General features: G+C 72.2%; 15 protein-coding genes. 7 read left to right on the top strand and 8 right to left on the bottom strand.

Going from position 1 to position 17,068, the window contains the following annotated elements:
- Nucleotides 1-97 precede the first annotated feature (97 nt).
- Nucleotides 98-223, top strand: coding sequence for a hypothetical protein (locus tag BJY14_RS46505; RefSeq protein ID WP_281382089.1), 126 nt, complete (start codon nt 98-100; stop codon nt 221-223).
- 550 nt (nt 224-773) lie between these two features.
- Here the strand turns inward: BJY14_RS46505 and BJY14_RS14825 are convergent.
- The 4 genes from BJY14_RS14825 to BJY14_RS14810 form a co-directional block, all read right to left on the bottom strand.
- Nucleotides 774-2,138 carry a M16 family metallopeptidase gene (locus BJY14_RS14825; RefSeq protein ID WP_179844144.1) on the bottom strand — a complete coding sequence of 455 codons (1,365 nt, stop codon included), beginning with the start codon at nt 2,136-2,138 and terminating at the stop codon, nt 774-776.
- On the bottom strand, nt 2,135-3,391 hold the full coding sequence (locus BJY14_RS14820) for a M16 family metallopeptidase (RefSeq protein WP_179844143.1): 1,257 nt from the start codon (nt 3,389-3,391) through the stop codon (nt 2,135-2,137). Before BJY14_RS14820 ends, BJY14_RS14825 begins: the two co-directional genes overlap by 4 nt.
- A gap of 191 nt (nt 3,392-3,582) precedes the next feature.
- Nucleotides 3,583-3,936 carry an STAS domain-containing protein gene (locus BJY14_RS14815; RefSeq protein ID WP_179844142.1) on the bottom strand — a complete coding sequence of 118 codons (354 nt, stop codon included), beginning with the start codon at nt 3,934-3,936 and terminating at the stop codon, nt 3,583-3,585.
- 119 nt (nt 3,937-4,055) lie between these two features.
- Nucleotides 4,056-4,673 carry an ATP-binding protein gene (locus BJY14_RS14810; protein WP_179844141.1) on the bottom strand — a complete coding sequence of 206 codons (618 nt, stop codon included), beginning with the start codon at nt 4,671-4,673 and terminating at the stop codon, nt 4,056-4,058.
- A 226-nt stretch (nt 4,674-4,899) separates the two neighbouring features.
- On the opposite strand from BJY14_RS14810, the gene BJY14_RS14805 reads away from it, so the two are divergent.
- A complete protein-coding gene (locus BJY14_RS14805) occupies nt 4,900-5,766 on the top strand; it encodes a Sco1979 family transcriptional regulator (protein WP_179844140.1) in 867 nt (288 codons plus the stop codon).
- Nucleotides 5,763-6,017 carry a DUF397 domain-containing protein gene (locus BJY14_RS14800; RefSeq protein ID WP_021595104.1) on the top strand — a complete coding sequence of 85 codons (255 nt, stop codon included), beginning with the start codon at nt 5,763-5,765 and terminating at the stop codon, nt 6,015-6,017. The genes BJY14_RS14805 and BJY14_RS14800 overlap by 4 nt, the downstream gene beginning before the upstream one ends.
- A 150-nt stretch (nt 6,018-6,167) precedes the next feature.
- Here the strand turns inward: BJY14_RS14800 and BJY14_RS14795 are convergent, their stop codons facing one another.
- Nucleotides 6,168-7,976 (bottom strand): serine/threonine protein kinase, encoded by a 1,809-nt coding sequence (locus BJY14_RS14795; RefSeq protein WP_312879228.1) that lies wholly within the window; start codon nt 7,974-7,976, stop codon nt 6,168-6,170.
- Nucleotides 7,977-8,112: 136 nt separating this feature from the next.
- On the opposite strand from BJY14_RS14795, the gene BJY14_RS14790 reads away from it, so the two are divergent.
- Both BJY14_RS14790 and BJY14_RS14785 read left to right on the top strand, forming a co-directional pair.
- The gene (locus BJY14_RS14790; RefSeq protein WP_246395916.1) at nt 8,113-8,769 is read left to right on the top strand and encodes a TetR/AcrR family transcriptional regulator; all 657 of its coding nucleotides are present in this window, start codon (nt 8,113-8,115) and stop codon (nt 8,767-8,769) included.
- Nucleotides 8,770-9,423: 654 nt separating this feature from the next.
- The gene (locus tag BJY14_RS14785) at nt 9,424-12,804 is read left to right on the top strand and encodes a pyruvate carboxylase (protein WP_179844139.1); all 3,381 of its coding nucleotides are present in this window, start codon (nt 9,424-9,426) and stop codon (nt 12,802-12,804) included.
- Here BJY14_RS14785 and BJY14_RS14780 read toward each other — a convergent pair.
- The gene (locus BJY14_RS14780) at nt 12,801-13,448 is read right to left on the bottom strand and encodes a TetR/AcrR family transcriptional regulator (RefSeq protein WP_179844138.1); all 648 of its coding nucleotides are present in this window, start codon (nt 13,446-13,448) and stop codon (nt 12,801-12,803) included. The genes BJY14_RS14785 and BJY14_RS14780 overlap by 4 nt on opposite strands.
- 183 nt (nt 13,449-13,631) lie before the next feature.
- Here BJY14_RS14780 and BJY14_RS14775 point away from each other — a divergent pair, with 183 nt between their 5' ends.
- Nucleotides 13,632-14,546 carry an RNA polymerase sigma factor gene (locus BJY14_RS14775; RefSeq protein WP_372505465.1) on the top strand — a complete coding sequence of 305 codons (915 nt, stop codon included), beginning with the start codon at nt 13,632-13,634 and terminating at the stop codon, nt 14,544-14,546.
- 61 nt (nt 14,547-14,607) lie between these two features.
- Here BJY14_RS14775 and BJY14_RS14770 read toward each other — a convergent pair whose 3' ends face one another.
- On the bottom strand, nt 14,608-14,928 hold the full coding sequence (locus BJY14_RS14770; RefSeq protein WP_179844137.1) for a MerR family transcriptional regulator: 321 nt from the start codon (nt 14,926-14,928) through the stop codon (nt 14,608-14,610).
- 115 nt (nt 14,929-15,043) lie between these two features.
- On the bottom strand, nt 15,044-15,481 hold the full coding sequence (locus tag BJY14_RS14765; RefSeq protein WP_179844136.1) for an Hsp20/alpha crystallin family protein: 438 nt from the start codon (nt 15,479-15,481) through the stop codon (nt 15,044-15,046).
- A gap of 256 nt (nt 15,482-15,737) precedes the next feature.
- Between BJY14_RS14765 and BJY14_RS14760 the strand changes: the two genes are divergently transcribed.
- Nucleotides 15,738-17,066, top strand: a complete 1,329-nt coding sequence (locus BJY14_RS14760) for a serine hydrolase domain-containing protein (RefSeq protein WP_179844135.1) — start codon at nt 15,738-15,740, stop codon at nt 17,064-17,066.
- Nucleotides 17,067-17,068 lie beyond the last annotated feature (2 nt).

Raw genomic sequence — 17,068 nt, 5'->3', positions numbered from 1 at the left:
GAGCGCGGTCCACGGAGCCGCACAGGTTGGTTCGCAGGGGGTTTCCCCAACCTGGTGGAGTGTTTTGGCGCAGGGTGCTGCGCGCGATTGAGGGCGCGTGCGTGCGCTGTCGCTTCAAGGGGTGCGCCGGGCCGACGCCCGTCGTCTCGGCGAGGGGACGGCGCAGGTGGGCGTCGGCGCGGGCGTGCTGCGTCAGTTCGTGGACGTGCGCGGGTTCGTTTGAGGTCCTCTCCAGCCTGGCAGGTGCCTTTGGCGCAGGGTGCTGCGGGCGATTGGGAGCGCGTGCGTGCGCTGTCGCCTCGAGGGGTGTGCCAGGGCGGCCTATCCGGTCGTCTTGGGGGGACGGCGTGTGCGGCTGGGGAGTCGGCACGGCGCGCCCCTGTCGTGCGGTGCGGTAGGGGATGCCCAGGGTGGAGGGGGGCTTCGCATAGAGCCGCGCCTAGAGATGGCGGGTGGCAGCTCGCGCCCGTGGTGCCCGGTTGCTGGGCCGGGCGGGGCTCGTGACGGCGTCGGGGCTGTGGCCTGGTCGGGTAGCGGCACAGGGGCGCTCGGTCGTGGGGGCGCTTTGCGCACGGGACGCGCTTCGGGGTTGCGGATGGCGCCTTGTTGTGTCCGGTTGCTGGGCTGGGTGGGGTCTGGGGCGGCGTCTGGGCCGTGGGTGGCGTGGGCCTGGGGCGTGTTGGGGTGCTAGGCCGCAGGGCGGTGGCGCGTGTGGGGCCTTGTTTGGGCTCGCGGTTTTCACTGCACGCGCGTTGCGCCCTGCGGGGGCGGGGTCAGGTCTCCTTGGAGGTGACTGTGACGGGGGCGTAGGCGAGTTTTTCCAGCGGCTCGCGGATTTGGGCGGCGTCGCCTACGGCGATGATGGTGAGGGCTTCGGGGTCGATGTGCTTGCGGTAGGCGCGGGCCACGCCGTCGGGGGTGGAGGCCCGGACCGCGGCCAGGTAGGCGCTCGGGTAGTCGGCGCCCAGGCCGTTGGCGGACACGTCGGCCAGCTCGGCGGCGACGGCGCGGGCCGTCTCGTACTCGGCGGGGGCGCGGTCGGCCAGGGCGCGGACGGACGAGCCGTGCTCCTCGGCGTCGATGCCGCGGGACACGACGCCGCGCAGCTCGGTGAGGGCGTCGGCGACCGCGTCGGCGGTGACCTCGGTGTGGACGGCGCCCTGGGCGATGAACACGCCGCAGTGCCGCATGCGGAGCAGGCCGGCGCGCATGCCGTAGGTGTAGCCCTTCTCCTCGCGCAGCACGGCGTTGAGGCGGGACGTGAGGCCGCCGCCCAGGACGTGCGACGCGACCATCAGGGACGGCCAGTCGTGATGGGAGCGGTCGGGGACGCCGTGGCCGAAGCTGAGGTAGGTCTGCACGGAGCCGGGGCGGTCGACCACGACGATGCGGGCGGCGGACTCGGGCAGGACCCGGTCGGCGGTCGGGAGCGGCGCGGCGGAGCCCGCCCAGCCTTCCAGGGCGGCGGCCAGGGCGCCATCGGCGTCCGTGCCGGCGAGGTCGCCGGCGACGACCGCGGTCGCCTCGGCGGGGACCACGGAACCGTAGAAGTCGCGGACGTGCGAGCCCTGCAGCGCGCCGACCGAGTCGGGGGTGCCGCCCGTCGGGCGGGAGGCGCGGGCCTCCGCGGGGAAGAGGACGGCGCGCAGCTCGCGCATGGCGCGGGTGCCGGGGTCGGCGTCCTCCTGGGCGATCTCCTCCAGGCGCTCGCGGACCAGGCGCCGGACGTCGGCGTCGTCGAGGGCCGGGCGGCGCACCACCGAGGAGAACAGGTCGAGGGCCGCGCCGAGCCGCGTGGTCGGGACGTCCAGCGCGATGCGCAGGGCGGTCAGGTCGGCGTGCGCGTAGAGGCTGGCGCCGAGCCGCTCGAACGCGGCGGTCAGCGCGGTGCCGCCGCCGGGCTCGGTGCCCTCCAGCAGCGCGCGGGAGGCCAGCGTCGCGACGCCGTCGAGGCCGGACGGCTCGCGGCCCGCCCCCGCGTGCAGGACGAGGCGGACGGCGGCGAGCCGGCGGCCGGGCAGGTCGCAGCGCAGCGTCGCGGGGCCGGCCGGGACGCGGCCCGCGGTGCCGGCCGGGAACGCCCAGGCCGGGACGGGCCCGGGGACGGGGCGGGGCTGCAGTGCAAGGCCGCTGCTCACGAGGTGCCTCCGTAGGTCAGGGCGGTGCGGGCGCCCGGGGCCAGCCAGCGGCCCGCCATCTCCTTGATCGCGTCCCCGGTGACCGCGGCGGCGCGGCCGGGGGCGGTGAAGGTCCGGGACGGGTCGCCGAACTGCGTCGCGTTCTGCGACAGCGCGTTGGCGAGGCCCGTCACCGTCTCGGTCTGCTCCAGGAAGCCGCGCTCGGCCTGGGCGGTGGCGCGGGCGGTCTCGTCGGCGTCGGGGCCGTGCGCGGCGAACCGTTCGAGCTCCTCGTCCAGTACGGCCGCGATCTTCTCGGGCTGCGGGCCGACGGCGTCCACGATCGCCAGGGACTGGCCGGACGCGAGCCGGGTGACCCCGGCCCACACCTCGGTGGCGATCTGGTCGCGCCGCACCATCCGGTCGTAGAGGCGGGAGCCGGAGCCGCCGCCGAGGATCTCGACCGCGAGTTCGGCCGCCTCGATGTCGTCGCCGCCGTCGGTGGGGAGCGGGAACATCGCGAAGTAGGCGGGGGAGGGGACCTCCTCGTCGAGCGTCTCGCCGCGGACGCCGGTCAGCGGGTCGAGCCCGCCGGGGCGCGCGGCGGGCTGCTCCGGCCCGGCCGGCAGGCCGCCGAAGTAGCGCTCGACCGCCTCCAGCGTCTTCTCCGGGTCGACGTCGCCGACGACGGACAGGACGGCGTTGCCCGGCGCGTACCAGGTGGCGAAGAAGTCGGTGCAGTCGTCGAGGGTGGTGGCGTCCAGATCTTCCATGGAGCCGATCGGGGTGTGCGCGTAGGGGTGCCCCTCTGGGAACGTCAGCGCGCATAGGCGCTCGAAGGCCGTCCCGTAGGGCTGGTTGTCGTAGCGCTGGCGCCGCTCGTTCTTCACCACGTCGCGCTGGTTGTCGAGGTTGGCCTGGGTCAGCGAGGCGGGGAGGGTGCCCATCCGGTCGGCCTCCAGCCAGAGCGCGAGCTCCAGGTGGCTGACCGGCACCGTCTCGTAGTAGTTCGTGCGCTCGAAGGACGTGCTGGCGTTGAACGCGGCGCCGGCGCTCTCCAGCAGGGCGGCGTGCTCGCCCTCGGCGACGTTCGCCGACCCCTGGAACATCAGGTGCTCGAAGAGGTGCGCGAGGCCGGTGCGGCCGGCCCGCTCGTGCCGCGAGCCCACCCCGTACCAGATGTTCACGGCGGCCAGTGGTACGACGTGGTCTTCGCAGACCACCACGCGCAGGCCATTGCCGAGCGTGTGCTCATGCAGCGGCTGTTCTGCCACGGAGCGCTCCCGTCCGTTCGATGGGCCGGACAGCACCGCGCGCGTCGGGAGGCCTCCCAGGCGGCGGGCTTGATCTCGGTCTCACCGTACCGGGTGCGCCCGGCGCGGGGAGCGCCGACGGAAACTGTGGATAACTCGCACCAGAGAAAGGGGGCGAGGGCGGGCGAAGAGGGATGAGCGAGCGCGGGGGCTCAGGGCGCGGCGGCCTCGTGCGCCGCGATCGCGTCCTCCAGCGACCGGTGCAGGACGAAGATCTTGGTGAGCTGGGTGACGTGGAAGACGCGCCGCACCCGGTCGTTGACGCCCATGAACGACATCGAGCCGTCACGTGCCCGCAGCCGGTGGTAGATCCCGACGAGCACGCCCAGGCCCGTGGAGTCCAGGAAGGTCACCTCGCCGAGGTCGATGACCAGGTGCGAGCCGCCACTGTCGATGATCTCCAGCAGGGACTCGCGCAGGCGGGGGCTGGTGAAGACGTCGATCTCACCGCTGATCTTGACGACCGTGAGGCCCTTCTCGACGCGATGCTCGACGGCGAAGTCCACCGGTGCTCCTCTCTGCCCCTCGCCTCGTCCAACCCTGGAGAAGTTCTAGGGCCTCGTCGGGGGAACTATTTTGTTACCCCGGTCGCGCGCTGTTACGCCCGCGGATTCGATCGTGTCCGTCAGGGGGACCGGAAGAGGGCCCAGACGACCTTTCCGTGCGCGAGGGCGCGCCACCCCCACCGGACGCTGAACGACTCGACGAGGTGCAGGCCGCGTCCGGTCTCGGCGATGTAGTCGGGTTCCTTGCGGCGGGGCGCCGTCCGGCTCGCGTCCATGATCCCGCAGAGCAGCCACGGTCCCTCGTGCCCGAGGCGCAGCCGGATGGCCGTCGGCGCGGAGCCGAGCGGGTCGGCCGGGTCGTCGTACACGCCCTCGCGGTGCACGTCGTCGCCCGGCCGCCCGCCGGCGGCCTTCCCGCTGTGCCGCAGCGCGTTGGTGACCAGCTCGGAGACGACGAGGCCGACGTCGTCGGCGAGCTCGGACAGGCTCCACTCGGCCAGCCTGGAGATCGCGAAGTGCCGGGCCTCGGTGACCGATTCCGGATCGGGCTCGACGAGGAACGAGACGGTGGAGCCCCGGAGCTCCGTCAGCGCCGTGACGGCGGTGTCCAGGCGCGGCGGCAGGTCGAAGGCCTCCGGGACGGGCGTCGAGTGCCCAGCCTGGGCCCGTGGGTCGTCCGGCCCCGCGAGAGGGCCGAGCTCCCACCGCGTGTCGTCGTGCGCGTGGCGTGACGTCATTCCACCGGACCCCGCAGAGTGATCTCGTTGTGCAGCCGTGGCTCGGAAGTCTCGTGCGTTATCCTGCGCATCGTAGCGTGCGAATGCAAGGCCCAATGCACGTGCATCCGCGTCGTGAGGGTGTGGGCCGACGCGGATCGCACGCGGGAGATCGGAGGTAACCGCAGGACGCTGAGGCCAGTGGCACACTAGGTTCGCTGTCCGCCGAATAGCCGGGAGGTTGGGCGTGACTCCAGAGACGCCGGGAAGCGGGTCGACGGTCCGTCGGATCCTGCTCGGGTCGCAGCTTCGCCGTCTGCGCGAGCAGAAGGGCGTGACCCGTCAGGACGCCGGCTACGTCATCCGCGCGTCGGAGTCGAAGATCAGCCGTCTTGAGCTCGGCAGGGTCAGCTTCAAAGAACGAGACGTGGACGACCTGCTCACGTTGTACGGCGTCGGCGACAAGACGGAACGCGAGGCGCTGCTACAGCTTGCGCGGGAGGCCAACACCCCCGGTTGGTGGCACCGGTACAACGACGTGTTGCCCGGCTGGTTCCAGACCTATGTGGGCCTGGAGGAGTCGGCGGCGTTGATCCGCACATATGAACTGCAGTTCGTCCCGGGACTGCTGCAGTCGGAGGGGTATGCGCGTGCGGTGATCCGCCTGGGCAACGCCGGGGCCGCCGAACACGAGATCGACCAGCGCGTGGAGCTGCGCCTGCAGCGTCAGGAACGCCTCACGGGCGCGGAAGCGCCGCGCCTGTGGGCCGTTGTGGACGAGGGGGCGCTGCGGCGCCCCATCGGCGGACCGGAAGTGATGCGGGGCCAGTTCGAGCACCTCATCGAGATGTCGAAGCTGCCCAACGTCACCATCCAGATCATGCCGTTCAGGTTCGGAGGCCACGCGGCCGAGGGGGGCGCCTTCACGATCCTGCGCTTTCCCGAGCAGGATCTGCCGGACGTGGTTTACGTCGAGAACCTCACCGGCGCGATGTACCTGGACAAGCGCGACGACGTCGACACCTACCTGCAGGCGATGGAACGCCTGTGTGTCGACAGTGCGACCCCGGAGCGCACCGTCGAGCTTCTCGGTGATCTTCTCAGAGAGACATGATGCTCCAGACCGATTACGACAACGGGATGTCGGCCGCCGAGCTCCTCGGAGCACGATGGCTGAAGTCCCGGCGCAGCAATTCCCAGGGGAACTGTGTGGAAATCGCCGAACTGCCCGGTGGGCAGGTGGCGATGCGCAACTCCCGCCATCCCGAGGGTCCGGCCCTCATCTACACCCGCCCCGAGATAGAAGCGCTCATCCTTGGAGCCAAGGACGGCGACTTCGACCATCTCATCGCCTCCCGTAACTGATCCAGCAGCGGCCGGGTCGGCACCGGTGCACCCGAACGTCGACCCGACCTCCGCAGGAGACACAGGCCACCCCAGGCGCGAGGGTGGCCTTGTTCATGTCAGGCCCGGCTCATGCCGGGCCCGGGTTTCCCGCAGGCCCGGCGCTGAGCGTCAGCCGCAGTTGCCGTAGGGGGCCGTACCGCCGTTGCCGCCGAAGCGGACGCACGTCCCGGGCGCGCTCACGTAGACCGGCCCCGCGTACCAGGCGAACGAGCCGCTGTCGCTGACGGCGCCTCCGCCCTTCTTCTGGACCCAGGCGGAGACCGGTGACTTCGTGCCGACGTGCTTCGACTTGATGGTGACGGCGCAGTTGTACTTGGTGGAGTTGCTGTAGAGCAGGTAGGCGACGCCGCCGGACACGTTCATGGAGCGCAGGACGTAGTACCCGCTCCCCTTGCCGCCGCTGTTGCACGCGGACTGCGGCGTGTACTTGTTGGGCGGTTCCTTGGGAGGCGTCGAAGTGCCGCCGCCGGTGCCCCTGGTGGGGGTCGACCCACCGGGCTGCTTCGGCGAACCCGGTTTCGGGGACGCGGTGGGGTTCGCGGGGCTCCCGCTCTTTCCGGGCTTCGGCTGTCCTGGTTTCGTCTTCGCCGGGTTCTGGGGGCCGCCGGCCGCGCCGTTCGCGGAGCCGGTGTCGCCCCCTACGCCATGGTTCTCGTCGGACGCCGAGGTGGACCGGCCCTTGTCGCCGCTCGGCCGTGTCGCGGCCCACGCGGCGCCGCCCGCGATGACCAACGCCACCGCCACGGCCGCCGCGATCGGAATGGCGAGCCGTCCGCGTCCCCGGCCGTCCGACCCGTGGTCGTTGGACGGTGCCGGAGGAAGCGGCGGCGGCATCGCCGGCGCACCGTGACCGTGGCTTTCCTGGCCGCCGTGGCCGCTCGGAGGCGGTGTCTGCTCTGCGAACGGACGCGGCTGCGGGGCCGTCTGCTCACGCGGCAACACCGCCCCGGCCGCGCCGCCGACCGCGCCACCGGGTGCGCCACCGGGTGCGCCACCGGGTGCGCCGCCGACCGCGCCACCGACCGCGCCACCGACCGCGCCACCGACCGCGCCACCGACCGCGCCGCCGGGCGCGCCGCTGGCCGCGCCGACCAGCCGCTCCTGGGCCTCGCGGGCGGTCGGGCGCAGCGAGGACTCCTTGGCCAGGCACGCGAGGACGAGTTCGCGCATCGGGCTCGGCAGGTCGCCGAGATCCGGCTCGCCGGTCAGGATCCGCTGCATGACCGTGGCCATCTCGTCGTTGCCGAACGCGGGACGTCCCGTGGCGGCGAACGCCATGGTCGTGCCCCAGGCGAACATGTCGGCCGCAGGGCCGACCTGGTCGCCGGTGAAGTGCTCCGGGGCCATGTAGGCGGGGGTGCCGACGTTCTGCGTCTCGCCTGCGGCGCCCAGCGCGCGCGCCACGCCGAAGTCGATGACGCGTGGGCCGTCCGGGCCCATCATGACGTTGCGCGGTTTGAAGTCGCGGTGCACGATCCCGGCCTGGTGGATCGCCGTGAGCGCGGTGAGAGTGCCTACCGCGAGCCGCTCCAGGGCGCCGCCCCGGCGCGGACCTTCCGCCCGCACGATGTGGAACAGCGACAGGCCGGGCACGTACTCGCTGACGATGTAGGGCTGGTCGCCTGCGACGTCGGCGTCCAGGACCTGCGCGGTGCAGAAGCGCGCGACGCGCTTGGCGACCTCCAGTTCCCGGACGAAGCGCGCGCGGGCGGACTCGTCCCCCGCGAGCCTGCCGTGCAGCAGCTTGATCGCGACGAGGTCGTCGGGGCGGCTGCTTCCGGCCTCGCCGCGCGGGCGCCCCAGGAAGACCGCGCCTTGCCCGCCCTCGCCGAGGCGACCCAGGATCTCGTAACCGCCGAGCTCATCCGGGTCCCCCGACAGCAGCGGATGGGCGTCCGGCATCGTCCTGTCCGTCACACCACTCGCTCCCCGTAGTTCCGCATCGTCCCAGGACCGTTCCGCAAGACTATGGCCAACGATGGTATGCGGTCGGCAAAGCGGGTGATCAAGCGATGGTGGCCGCGGGCAGCTAATGGGACTATAGTCCGGTTGAATGTCAGGGGAGGAGGCGATGATGGACCGTCGCCCGGCCGGTGCGAGGCGCGTCGATCTGGAGTTGATGCGGACCCCGCCGCCCAAGGAGCGCGCCGACGCCGCTCGCAACCGCGTGAAGGTGCTGGATGCCGCTGCCGCCCTCTTTGCCCGGCACGGGGTGGAGGCGGTCTCGATGGACGCCGTCGCCGCCGAGGCGGGCGTCGGCAAGGGCACGCTCTTCCGCCGGTTCGGCGACAAGGCGGGCCTCGCCGTCGCGCTCCTGAACGAACGCGAACGCGAACTCCAGGATGCGATCCTGTCCGGGCCGTCTCCCCTGGGCCCGGGGGAGGAGGGCGCGGTCGTGGCCCCGTCCGAGCGGCTGCACGCCTTCGCGGACGCCTACCTGAACTACGTGCTCGACCATCTTTCGCTGGTCCGCATGTCGGAGACCGCTTCGCCGGGCGCCCGGTACCGGATCGGCGCCTACGGCTTCTGGCACCGGCATCTGACGATCCTGCTCGACCAGCGCGGCGACGCCGTCCCGGACGGAGAGGCCGCCGCGCACGCGCTCCTGGCCGTTCTCGGCGCGGAGCACCTCACCGCGATGGTGGAGAGCGTGGGCACGGAACGCACGCGCGCCACCGTCCGCAAGTTCTTCGAGATGGCCCGCGCCTAGCACGGCGACTTCCGCGTCCGGCCGGGCTCGATCCGGCGCAGGAAGCACGAAAGCCCCCGCGTCGCGGGGGCTTTCTCATGCCTGACCGGAGGTGCGGCCGGGCGGGGTGTCAGGCCGGGTCGGGTGTCCGCCGACGGCGGCGGCTCTCCGCCCGGCCCTGCACGTTGCCCGGTGGACCCTCCGGGGCATGGTTGCGTTCCAACTGTGCGGCGACCGCGAGGGCGCGGAGCGACGTGGTTCTCACGTGTTTGCGCTCACTGTTCGAACGGGTGCGGGGAATGCTGCTCGGCACGGTTCACCTCCATGGGTCGCTGACATGAGTGCTACCCGGCTGGCGGGATCTCGCACGGTAGTTGCAACCGCAAGATCCTTCCGGCTATTCCGAGTGATCGTTCCGTTTAGCGGGCGACCGGATCCGGCCCCGCGCCCGCGGCACGCCGCCACGGTGGGCGAAACTTTCCCCTCTTTTCACTTTACGTATCATCTGTCCCTTTGTTCTCGTGGGCGGGCGGGGCCGTCCGGACCGCGCGACTGGGTAGGTATCCGAGGATCCGGTTCGCCCACGGGTTCGTCCCGGCAGGAGCGGCTCAGCGTGGAGCCCAGGAGGCCGTCGGGCGCGGCCGGACGCGCCCGCACCTCTCCTGGGAGACACACGTGATCAGTAAGCTGCTCGTCGCCAACCGTGGCGAGATCGCCGTGCGCGCCTTCCGCGCGGCGTACGAACTCGGCATCGCCAGCGTCGCCGTGTACGCGCACGAGGACCGCCTGTCCCTGCACAGGCAGAAGGCGGACGAGGCGTACGAGATCGGGGAGCTCGGCCATCCCGTCCGCGCCTACCTCGACGTGGACGGGATCGTGGAGACGGCGCTGCGGGTCGGCGCCGACGCCGTCTACCCCGGGTACGGGTTCCTGTCGGAGAGCCCCGAGCTGGCGGCGGCGTGCGAGCGCAACGGGATCAAGTTCGTCGGCCCGCCGTCGCGGGTGCTGAGCCTGGCGGGCAACAAGATCGAGGCGGTCGCGGCGGCGCGGCGCGCGGGCCTTCCGGTGCTGCGCTCGGCGACGCCCGAGCCGGGACGGGAGCTGGAGGCGGCCGACGAGGTCGGGTTCCCGCTGTTCGTGAAGGCCGCGGCGGGCGGCGGCGGGCGCGGGCTGCGCCGCGTCGACCACCGCGAGGAGCTGGAGGCCGCCGTGGACACGGCGCGCCGCGAGGCCGAGAGCGCGTTCGGCGACCCGACGGTGTTCCTGGAGCAGGCGGTGGACCGTCCGCGTCACATCGAGGTGCAGGTCCTCGCGGACGGCGCCGGGCACATCGTCCACCTGCGCGAGCGCGACTGCTCGGTGCAGCGCCGCCACCAGAAGGTCGTCGAGATCGCGCCCGCGCCGGGGCTGGACGCGGAGACGGTCCGGCGGCTGTGCGACGACGCGGTCAGCTTCGCCCAGGAGATCGGCTACGAGAACGCGGGAACGGTCGAGTTCCTTGTGAACGACCGTGGTGAGCACGTCTTCATCGAGATGAACCCCCGCATCCAGGTCGAGCACACCGTCACCGAGGAGGTCACGGGCGTCGACCTGGTGCAGAGCCAGCTGCGCATCGCCGGCGGCGAGACGCTCGACGACCTCGGCATCGCGCAGGACGGGGTCAGCGTGAGCGGGTTCGCCGTGCAGTGCCGCATCACGACCGAGGACCCGGCGAACGGCTTCCGTCCCGACACCGGGAAGATCTCCGCGTACCGGTCCCCGGGCGGCGCCGGCGTGCGGCTCGACACCGGCACGGCCTACGGAGGCGCGATCATCTCGCCGCACTTCGACTCGCTGCTGGTGAAGCTGACGTGCCGCGGCCGGACGTTCGAGGACGCGGTGCGGCGGGCGCGCCGGGCCGTCGCCGAGTTCCGCATCAGGGGAGTCGCGTCCAACATCCCGTTCCTGCGGGCGCTGCTGGACGAGCCCGACTTCCGCGCGGGGGGCGTCACCACGTCCTACATCGCCGACCATCCCGACCTGCTCACGGCCCGATCCAGCGGCGACCGCGCGACGCGGCTCGTCCGGTACCTGGCGGACGTCACGGTCAACAAGCCGCACGGCGAGGCGCCCACCGACCTGGACCCGGCGACGAAGCTGCCGCCGCTCGACCTCGACGGGCCGTTCCCCGAGGGCTCGCGTGACCGGCTGCTGGCGCTCGGCCCGCGCGCGTTCGCCGAGCAACTCCGCAACCAGGACGCCTTGGCCGTCACTGACACGACGTTCCGCGACGCGCATCAGTCGCTCCTGGCTACGCGAGTACGTACGTATGACCTGCTGGCAGCCGCGCCCTACCTCGCCCGGATGACGCCGCAGCTTCTCTCCGTCGAGGCGTGGGGTGGGGCAACCTATGACGTCGCGCTCCGGTTCCTGGGCGAGTCGCCCTGGGACAGGCTGGCCGCGATCCGCGAAGCAGCACCCAACCTGTGCATCCAGATGCTTCTGCGTGGCCGCAACACCGTCGGCTACACGCCGTACCCCGACTCGGTGGCTCGGGCCTTCGTGAAGGAGGCGGCCAGTACGGGAGTCGACATCTTCCGTGTGTTCGACGCCCTGAACGACGTGGACCGCATGCGTCCGGCCATCGACGCGGCCCTCCAGACACACGCGCTGGTGGAGGGCACGCTCTGCTACACGGGCGACCTGTCCTCCCCGGACGAACAGCTCTACACGCTCGACTACTACCTGCGGCTGGCAGAGGAACTGGTCAACGCGGGGGTCCACATCCTCTGCATCAAGGACATGGCCGGCCTGCTCAGGGCGCCCGCCGCGCGCACCCTCGTCGGGGCCCTCCGCGAGCGGTTCGACCTGCCGGTCCACCTGCACACCCACGACACGGCAGGCGGGCAGATCGGCACCTACATCGCCGCCATCGAAGCGGGTGTCGACGCCGTCGACGGGGCCGCCGCGCCGCTCTCGGGCACCACGAGCCAGCCGCCGCTCCAGGCGATCGTGGCCGCGACCGACTTCACCCAGCAGGCCACCGGGATCGACCTGGACGCGCTCACCGTCATGGAGCCGTACTGGGAGGCCGTCCGGAGGCTCTACGCGCCGTTCGAGATGGGGCTCCCATCGCCTACCGGACGGGTCTACCGGCACGAGATCCCGGGCGGGCAGCTGTCCAACCTGCGGCAGCAGGCCGTCGCCCTCGGCCTCGGCGACCGCTTCGAGGAGATCGAGCGCCTCTACGCCGCCGCCGACGCCATCCTCGGGCGGCTCGTGAAGGTCACCCCGTCCAGCAAGGTCGTCGGCGACCTGGCGCTGCACCTGGTCGCGGCGGGCGCCGACCCGGACGACTTCGCCGAGAACCCGGACCGCTACGACATCCCCGACAGCGTCATCGGGTTCCTGAACGGCGAACTGGGCGATCCGCCCGGCGGCTGGCCCGAGCCGTTCCGCGCCAAGGCGCTCGCGGGGCGCCAGTACACGCCCGCCCGGGCCGAACTGGACGGCGCCGAGGAGAAGGCTCTGGCCGGCCCAGAGGTTCGCGACACGCTCGACCGCCTCCTCTTCCCCGGCCCGGCGAAGGACTACCGCGAGGCCCGCGCCGCCTACGGCGACCTCTCCGTCCTGCCGACCGGCCCGTTCCTGTACGGGCTGCGCGCCGGGCACGAGGTGGCGTTCGACCTCGAACCCGGCGTCCGCGTCCTGGCCGGGCTGGAGGCCGTCGGCGACGTCGACGAGGCGGGCGTCCGGCAGGTCATCTGCTCGGTGAACGGCCAGCTCCGGACACTCTCCGTCCGCGACAAGTCCGTCAAGTCCGATGCGCCGCCGGTCGAGCGCGCCGATCCCGCCGAGCCCGGCCATGTCGCCGCCCCCTTCGACGGCTCGGTGACGCTGCGGGTGTCCAAGGGCGACGAGGTCGCCGCGGGGGACGTGGTCGCCACCATCGAGGCCATGAAGATGGAGGCGGCGATCACCGCTCCGGTCGCGGGCGCGGTCGCCCGGCTGGCAGTCCCGGAGGCGACGCCCGTCCAGGCCGGCGACCTCCTCCTGGTCATCCGGGAGGGCGCCTAGATCGTCTTGCGGCCCTGGGGCGCCGGCCGGGTCGCGTAGGTGCCCAGGGACGGTTCGAGCAGGTCGAAGGCGGTCTTCGCGGTCTCCGCGAGGGCCGCCTCGATCTCCTCGTGGGTCTCGCCCCGCACGGTGCGGCGCAGGGCCTCGCCGAACAGGACGCGGTGGGCGCCGCCGAGCTGCGCGGCGGCGAGGCGGGGGAGGGCGTCGCCCGGGCCCGCTCCGGTCTCCTCGGCGAGGACGGCGGCGAGGGCGTCCTCCCGCTCCTCGTGGAACTCGCGGAGCCGCGCCACCAGCGCCGGGCTCTCAGTGATCATCCGGGCGAAGTCGGGACCGGAGAAGCCGATCACGGCGTCGTGCCGCCGGACGGCCTCCAGGAAGGCCCGGCGCAGCGCGGCCAGCGCGGACTCGCCCGGCTTCCGCTCGGCGACCGTGCGCGCGAGGAGGGCGACGAACACCTCGTGCAGGTCGAGCGCCAGGTCCTCCTTCCGCGGGAAGTAGTTGGTGACGGTCATCTTCGCCACCTGCGCCGCCGCGGCGACGTCGGCGATCGTCACGCGGTCGAAGCCGTGCCGCAGGAACAGGCGGGTCGCCTGGTTCGAGATGCTCTCGCGCGTCTGCTGCTTCTTCATCTCCCGCAGTCCCATGCCGCCATCCTCTCATAATTCGACCTAAGTTCGTACTTGACACATACTTAGGTCGGTTCCAAGTTTGGCTCGCGAGCCTGACGGGTACCGAGACCGGGTGACCGTTCCCTCCCGGCCGCCGGACGAGCAAAGGACACAGCCCTGAACGCCAGCCACGCGCCGAGCGCAACCCCCCGCTCCACCGTGAACCTCGTCGACCCGATGAAGGACTACCTGTCCCGCATCGGGCGCACCGCGCTGCTCACCGCCGAGCAGGAGGTCGACCTGGCCAAGCGCATCGAGGCCGGCCTGTTCGCCCGAGAGCGCCTCATGACCCTGGGCGACGAACTGAGCCTCCAGGACAAGCAGGACCTGGAGTGGATCGCCGCCGACGGTGCCCGCGCCAAGGAGCACATGGTCGAGGCGAACCTGCGCCTCGTCGTGTCGCTCGCCAAGCGCTACATGGGCCACGGCCTACAGCTGAACGACCTCGTGCAGGAGGGCAACCTGGGCCTGATCCGCGCCGTGGAGAAGTTCGAGTACCGCCGCGGCCTGAAGTTCTCCACCTACGCCGTCTGGTGGATCAAGCAGGCGATCAGCCGCGCGCTGGCCGACCAGAGCCGCACCATCCGCATTCCGGTGCACGTCGTCGAGGTGCTCAACCGGATGACGCGCGTCCGGCGGCGGATGATGCAGGACCTCGGCCGCGAGCCGACCTCGCAGGAGCTGGCCGTCGAGCTCGACGTCACGCCGGAGAAGGTCGAGTGGCTGCGGCGGCAGGCCCGCGAGCCGCTGTCCCTGCACACGCCGCTCGGCGAGGACGGCGACGGCGAGCTCGCCGACGTCATCGAGGACCCCGAGGGCGGCGACCCCGCCGACGTCGTGGCGACCTCGATGCTGCGCGGGCGGCTCGACGCCGTCCTGGAGACGCTCACCGAGCGCGAGGCCGGCGTCATCTCGCTGCGCTTCGGGCTGTCGGGCGGCGAGCCGAAGACCCTGGAGGAGGTCGGCAAGGTCTACGGGGTGACGCGTGAGCGCATCCGGCAGATCGAGTCCAAGGGCATGCACAAGTTGCGCCACCCGTCCCGCCGCGAGACCCTCGCGGACCTGCTCGGCTGACCCGCGGGCCGGCGCGCCGTCGGGGCCGCACGACCCCTCCGGCGTGCCCGCCCCCGGGACGTCAGGTCGCGGAGCCGGGGCCCGAGGCCAGCCGCCGGGCGAGTTCGTCGCGCTCCCGGGTCAGCTCGGCCACCTCGTGCTGGAGCTCGAAGATGCGCCGGATCGCCGGCAGCGTCATGCCCTCGCCCATCATCGAGACGACCTCCTGGATGCGGCCGATCTCGTGGCGGCTGTAGCGGCGCTGCCCGCCGGTCGAGCGCTGGGGGGACACGACCCGGTGGTCGTCGACGCGGCGCAGGAACGCCTGCTGGACGTCCAGCATCTGCGCCACCTGCCCCACCGTGAACAGCGCGGCGTGCTCGTCGTCGAACGGCAGGTTCATGGGGGGCCTCCTCGGCGCCGGTGCGGTTCCGGCGGACTGCCGGACCATGCGGGCGGCCCCGGCCCGCGCGGCACGCCGAGGGCCGCGCGGGCCGGGGCCGCCCGGACGTCGCGCGTCAGTTCCTGATCGCCTTCCGGCCGCCGTCGGACTGCTGGACGGCCACCTTCCGGGGCCGCGCCCGCTCCAGCACGGGGATGCGGACGGCGAGGACGCCGTTGTCGTAGGCGGCCTCGATCGCCTCGGCGTCCAGGTGCTCCGACAGGTAGACGCGGCGGGTGAAGGCGCCCATCGTGCGCTCGCGGACGAAGACGCGCTCGTCCTCGCCGAACTCCTCCTCGCGGCGCGCGGTGACCGTGAGCACGCCGCGGTCGACGGTGACCTCGATGGAGCCGGGGTCGACCCCCGGCAGGTCGAACCGCAGGACGACGTCGTCGGCGCGGCGGATGCCGTCCATCGGCATGCCGGCGCCGCCCTGGCCGGCGGCCTGCCGGACCGCCCGGTCGAACTGCCGCTCGAACTCCTGCACGAACGGGTCGATCGACGTCAGCAACATGGTCCATCACCTCCGAAGACCTCGGCGCCTGGCTGAGCGCCGATTACCTGTTCCTCGTACAAGAGGAAACTTGCAAATCCAGTTATAAGAAACCGGAGGGCCGATGTCAAGCTCCTGTCGCCGCGACGTCCGGTGGCACGTGTCGTCTCCGACCCGTTTTGGTGGCTCCGGGGCCGCTTCCACCCCCGAGGTGAGAGAGTGGATGATCTAGAAGAGGCTCCTTCGGGAACGCGGTCGGCGCGGAGAGACGGGAACGATGGCCAGAGGGCTGGGACGGCTGACGGCGCGCGGCGCCGTCAGGGGCGCCGCCGCGGGTGCGGCGCTCGTTCTGACGTTGGCGACCGCCCAGGTCGCGGCGACGGCGGCCGGGCCGGACGTGGGTCCGTCCGCGATCGCCACGGCGCTGCCGCCCACGGTCCCGTTCGATCCCGCCAAGCTGCGGGCCACCCTGGATGCCACGCACGACGCCGGCATGTACGGGCTGTTCTCCGGGGTCCGGGACGGACGCACGGCGTGGGACGGCGCGGCCGGTGTCGCGGACGTGCGAACGGGCCGCCCGGTCACTCCGGGCATGCGTCAGCGCGTCGGCAGCATCACCAAGTCGTTCGTCGCCACCGCGATCCTCCAGCAGGTCGAGCGGGGCCATGTCGACCTTGACGCCCCGGTCGGCCGCTACCTGCCCGGCCTCGTTCCGGGACGCTACGGCGAGCAGACGACCGTGCGGATGGTGCTCGACCACACGAGCGGCATCGGTGACTACGTCTCCGCGGCGTTCCCCTCGCTGCGGGAACTCTCGGCCGACAGCCTGGACGAGTACCGGTTCCGCAGCGTCCGGCCCGCGCAGCTCATCGCGTGGGGGTTGCAGGCGCCGCGCACGGGAGAGCCGGGGGAGCGCTGGTCGTACTCCAACACCAACTACATCATCGCCGGGGAACTCCTGGAGAAGGTGACCGGGACCAAGGCGGAGAAGTACATCACCCGCAACGTCATCCGCAAGGCCGGGCTGAAGCACACCTACTTCCCGTCCTCGTCCTGGATAGCGGGCCCGCACCCGCGGATGTACGAGTCGCTGTACCAGCACGTGACGCCGCCCCGCGACTACAGCGCCTTCGACATGAGCTGGGCGTGGACGGCGGGCGCTCTGGTCTCCACCATGGACGACCTCAACCGCTTCTACCGCAGGCTCCTCGCCGGCGACCTCATCGGGCCCGACGCCCTGGCGCAGATGCGGCGGACCGTTCCGGTGAAGGACGCGGACGGCAACGTCCTGATGAACTACGGCCTCGGGCTCTACTCCCTCGACCTCCCGTGCGGGACGTTCTGGGGCCACGACGGCGCGGTCTTCGGCGCCGGGACCCAGTCCCTGACGTCCGCCGGGGGCGAGCGGCAGATCTCGCTGGCCTTCAACCTGATGAAGTACCAGCAGCTCAGCGCCAGCGGCACGCCCGTCCCGCACCCGATCGACAACGCGCTGGCCGCGCACGTGGTGGAGGCGCTGTGCGGCAGCCGGCCCGCGACCGGCACGGCCCGTCCCGCCGCGCAGGTGCGGTTGCTGCCGCTCCAGGCCCTCCGCGCCGACGGATGAGG

Source organism: Actinomadura luteofluorescens, from assembly GCF_013409365.1.
Classification (GTDB): domain Bacteria; phylum Actinomycetota; class Actinomycetes; order Streptosporangiales; family Streptosporangiaceae; genus Spirillospora; species Spirillospora luteofluorescens.
The sequence above is the reverse complement of the archived record's forward strand: the minus strand, read 5'-3'. Positions and strand labels throughout refer to the sequence as shown.

What these genes read in the sequence shown, in the direction of transcription:
- BJY14_RS14790 (WP_246395916.1), top strand. Translation starts at nt 8,113, where the DNA reads ATGTCAGGGGAGGAGGCGATGATGGACCGTCGCCCGGCCGGTGCGAGG.
- BJY14_RS14765 (WP_179844136.1), bottom strand. Translation starts at nt 15,481, where the DNA reads ATGTTGCTGACGTCGATCGACCCGTTCGTGCAGGAGTTCGAGCGGCAG.
- BJY14_RS14780 (WP_179844138.1), bottom strand. Translation starts at nt 13,448, where the DNA reads ATGGGACTGCGGGAGATGAAGAAGCAGCAGACGCGCGAGAGCATCTCG.
- BJY14_RS14810 (WP_179844141.1), bottom strand. Translation starts at nt 4,673, where the DNA reads ATGACGTCACGCCACGCGCACGACGACACGCGGTGGGAGCTCGGCCCT.
- BJY14_RS14800 (WP_021595104.1), top strand. Translation starts at nt 5,763, where the DNA reads ATGATGCTCCAGACCGATTACGACAACGGGATGTCGGCCGCCGAGCTC.
- BJY14_RS14770 (WP_179844137.1), bottom strand. Translation starts at nt 14,928, where the DNA reads ATGAACCTGCCGTTCGACGACGAGCACGCCGCGCTGTTCACGGTGGGG.
- BJY14_RS14760 (WP_179844135.1), top strand. Translation starts at nt 15,738, where the DNA reads ATGGCCAGAGGGCTGGGACGGCTGACGGCGCGCGGCGCCGTCAGGGGC.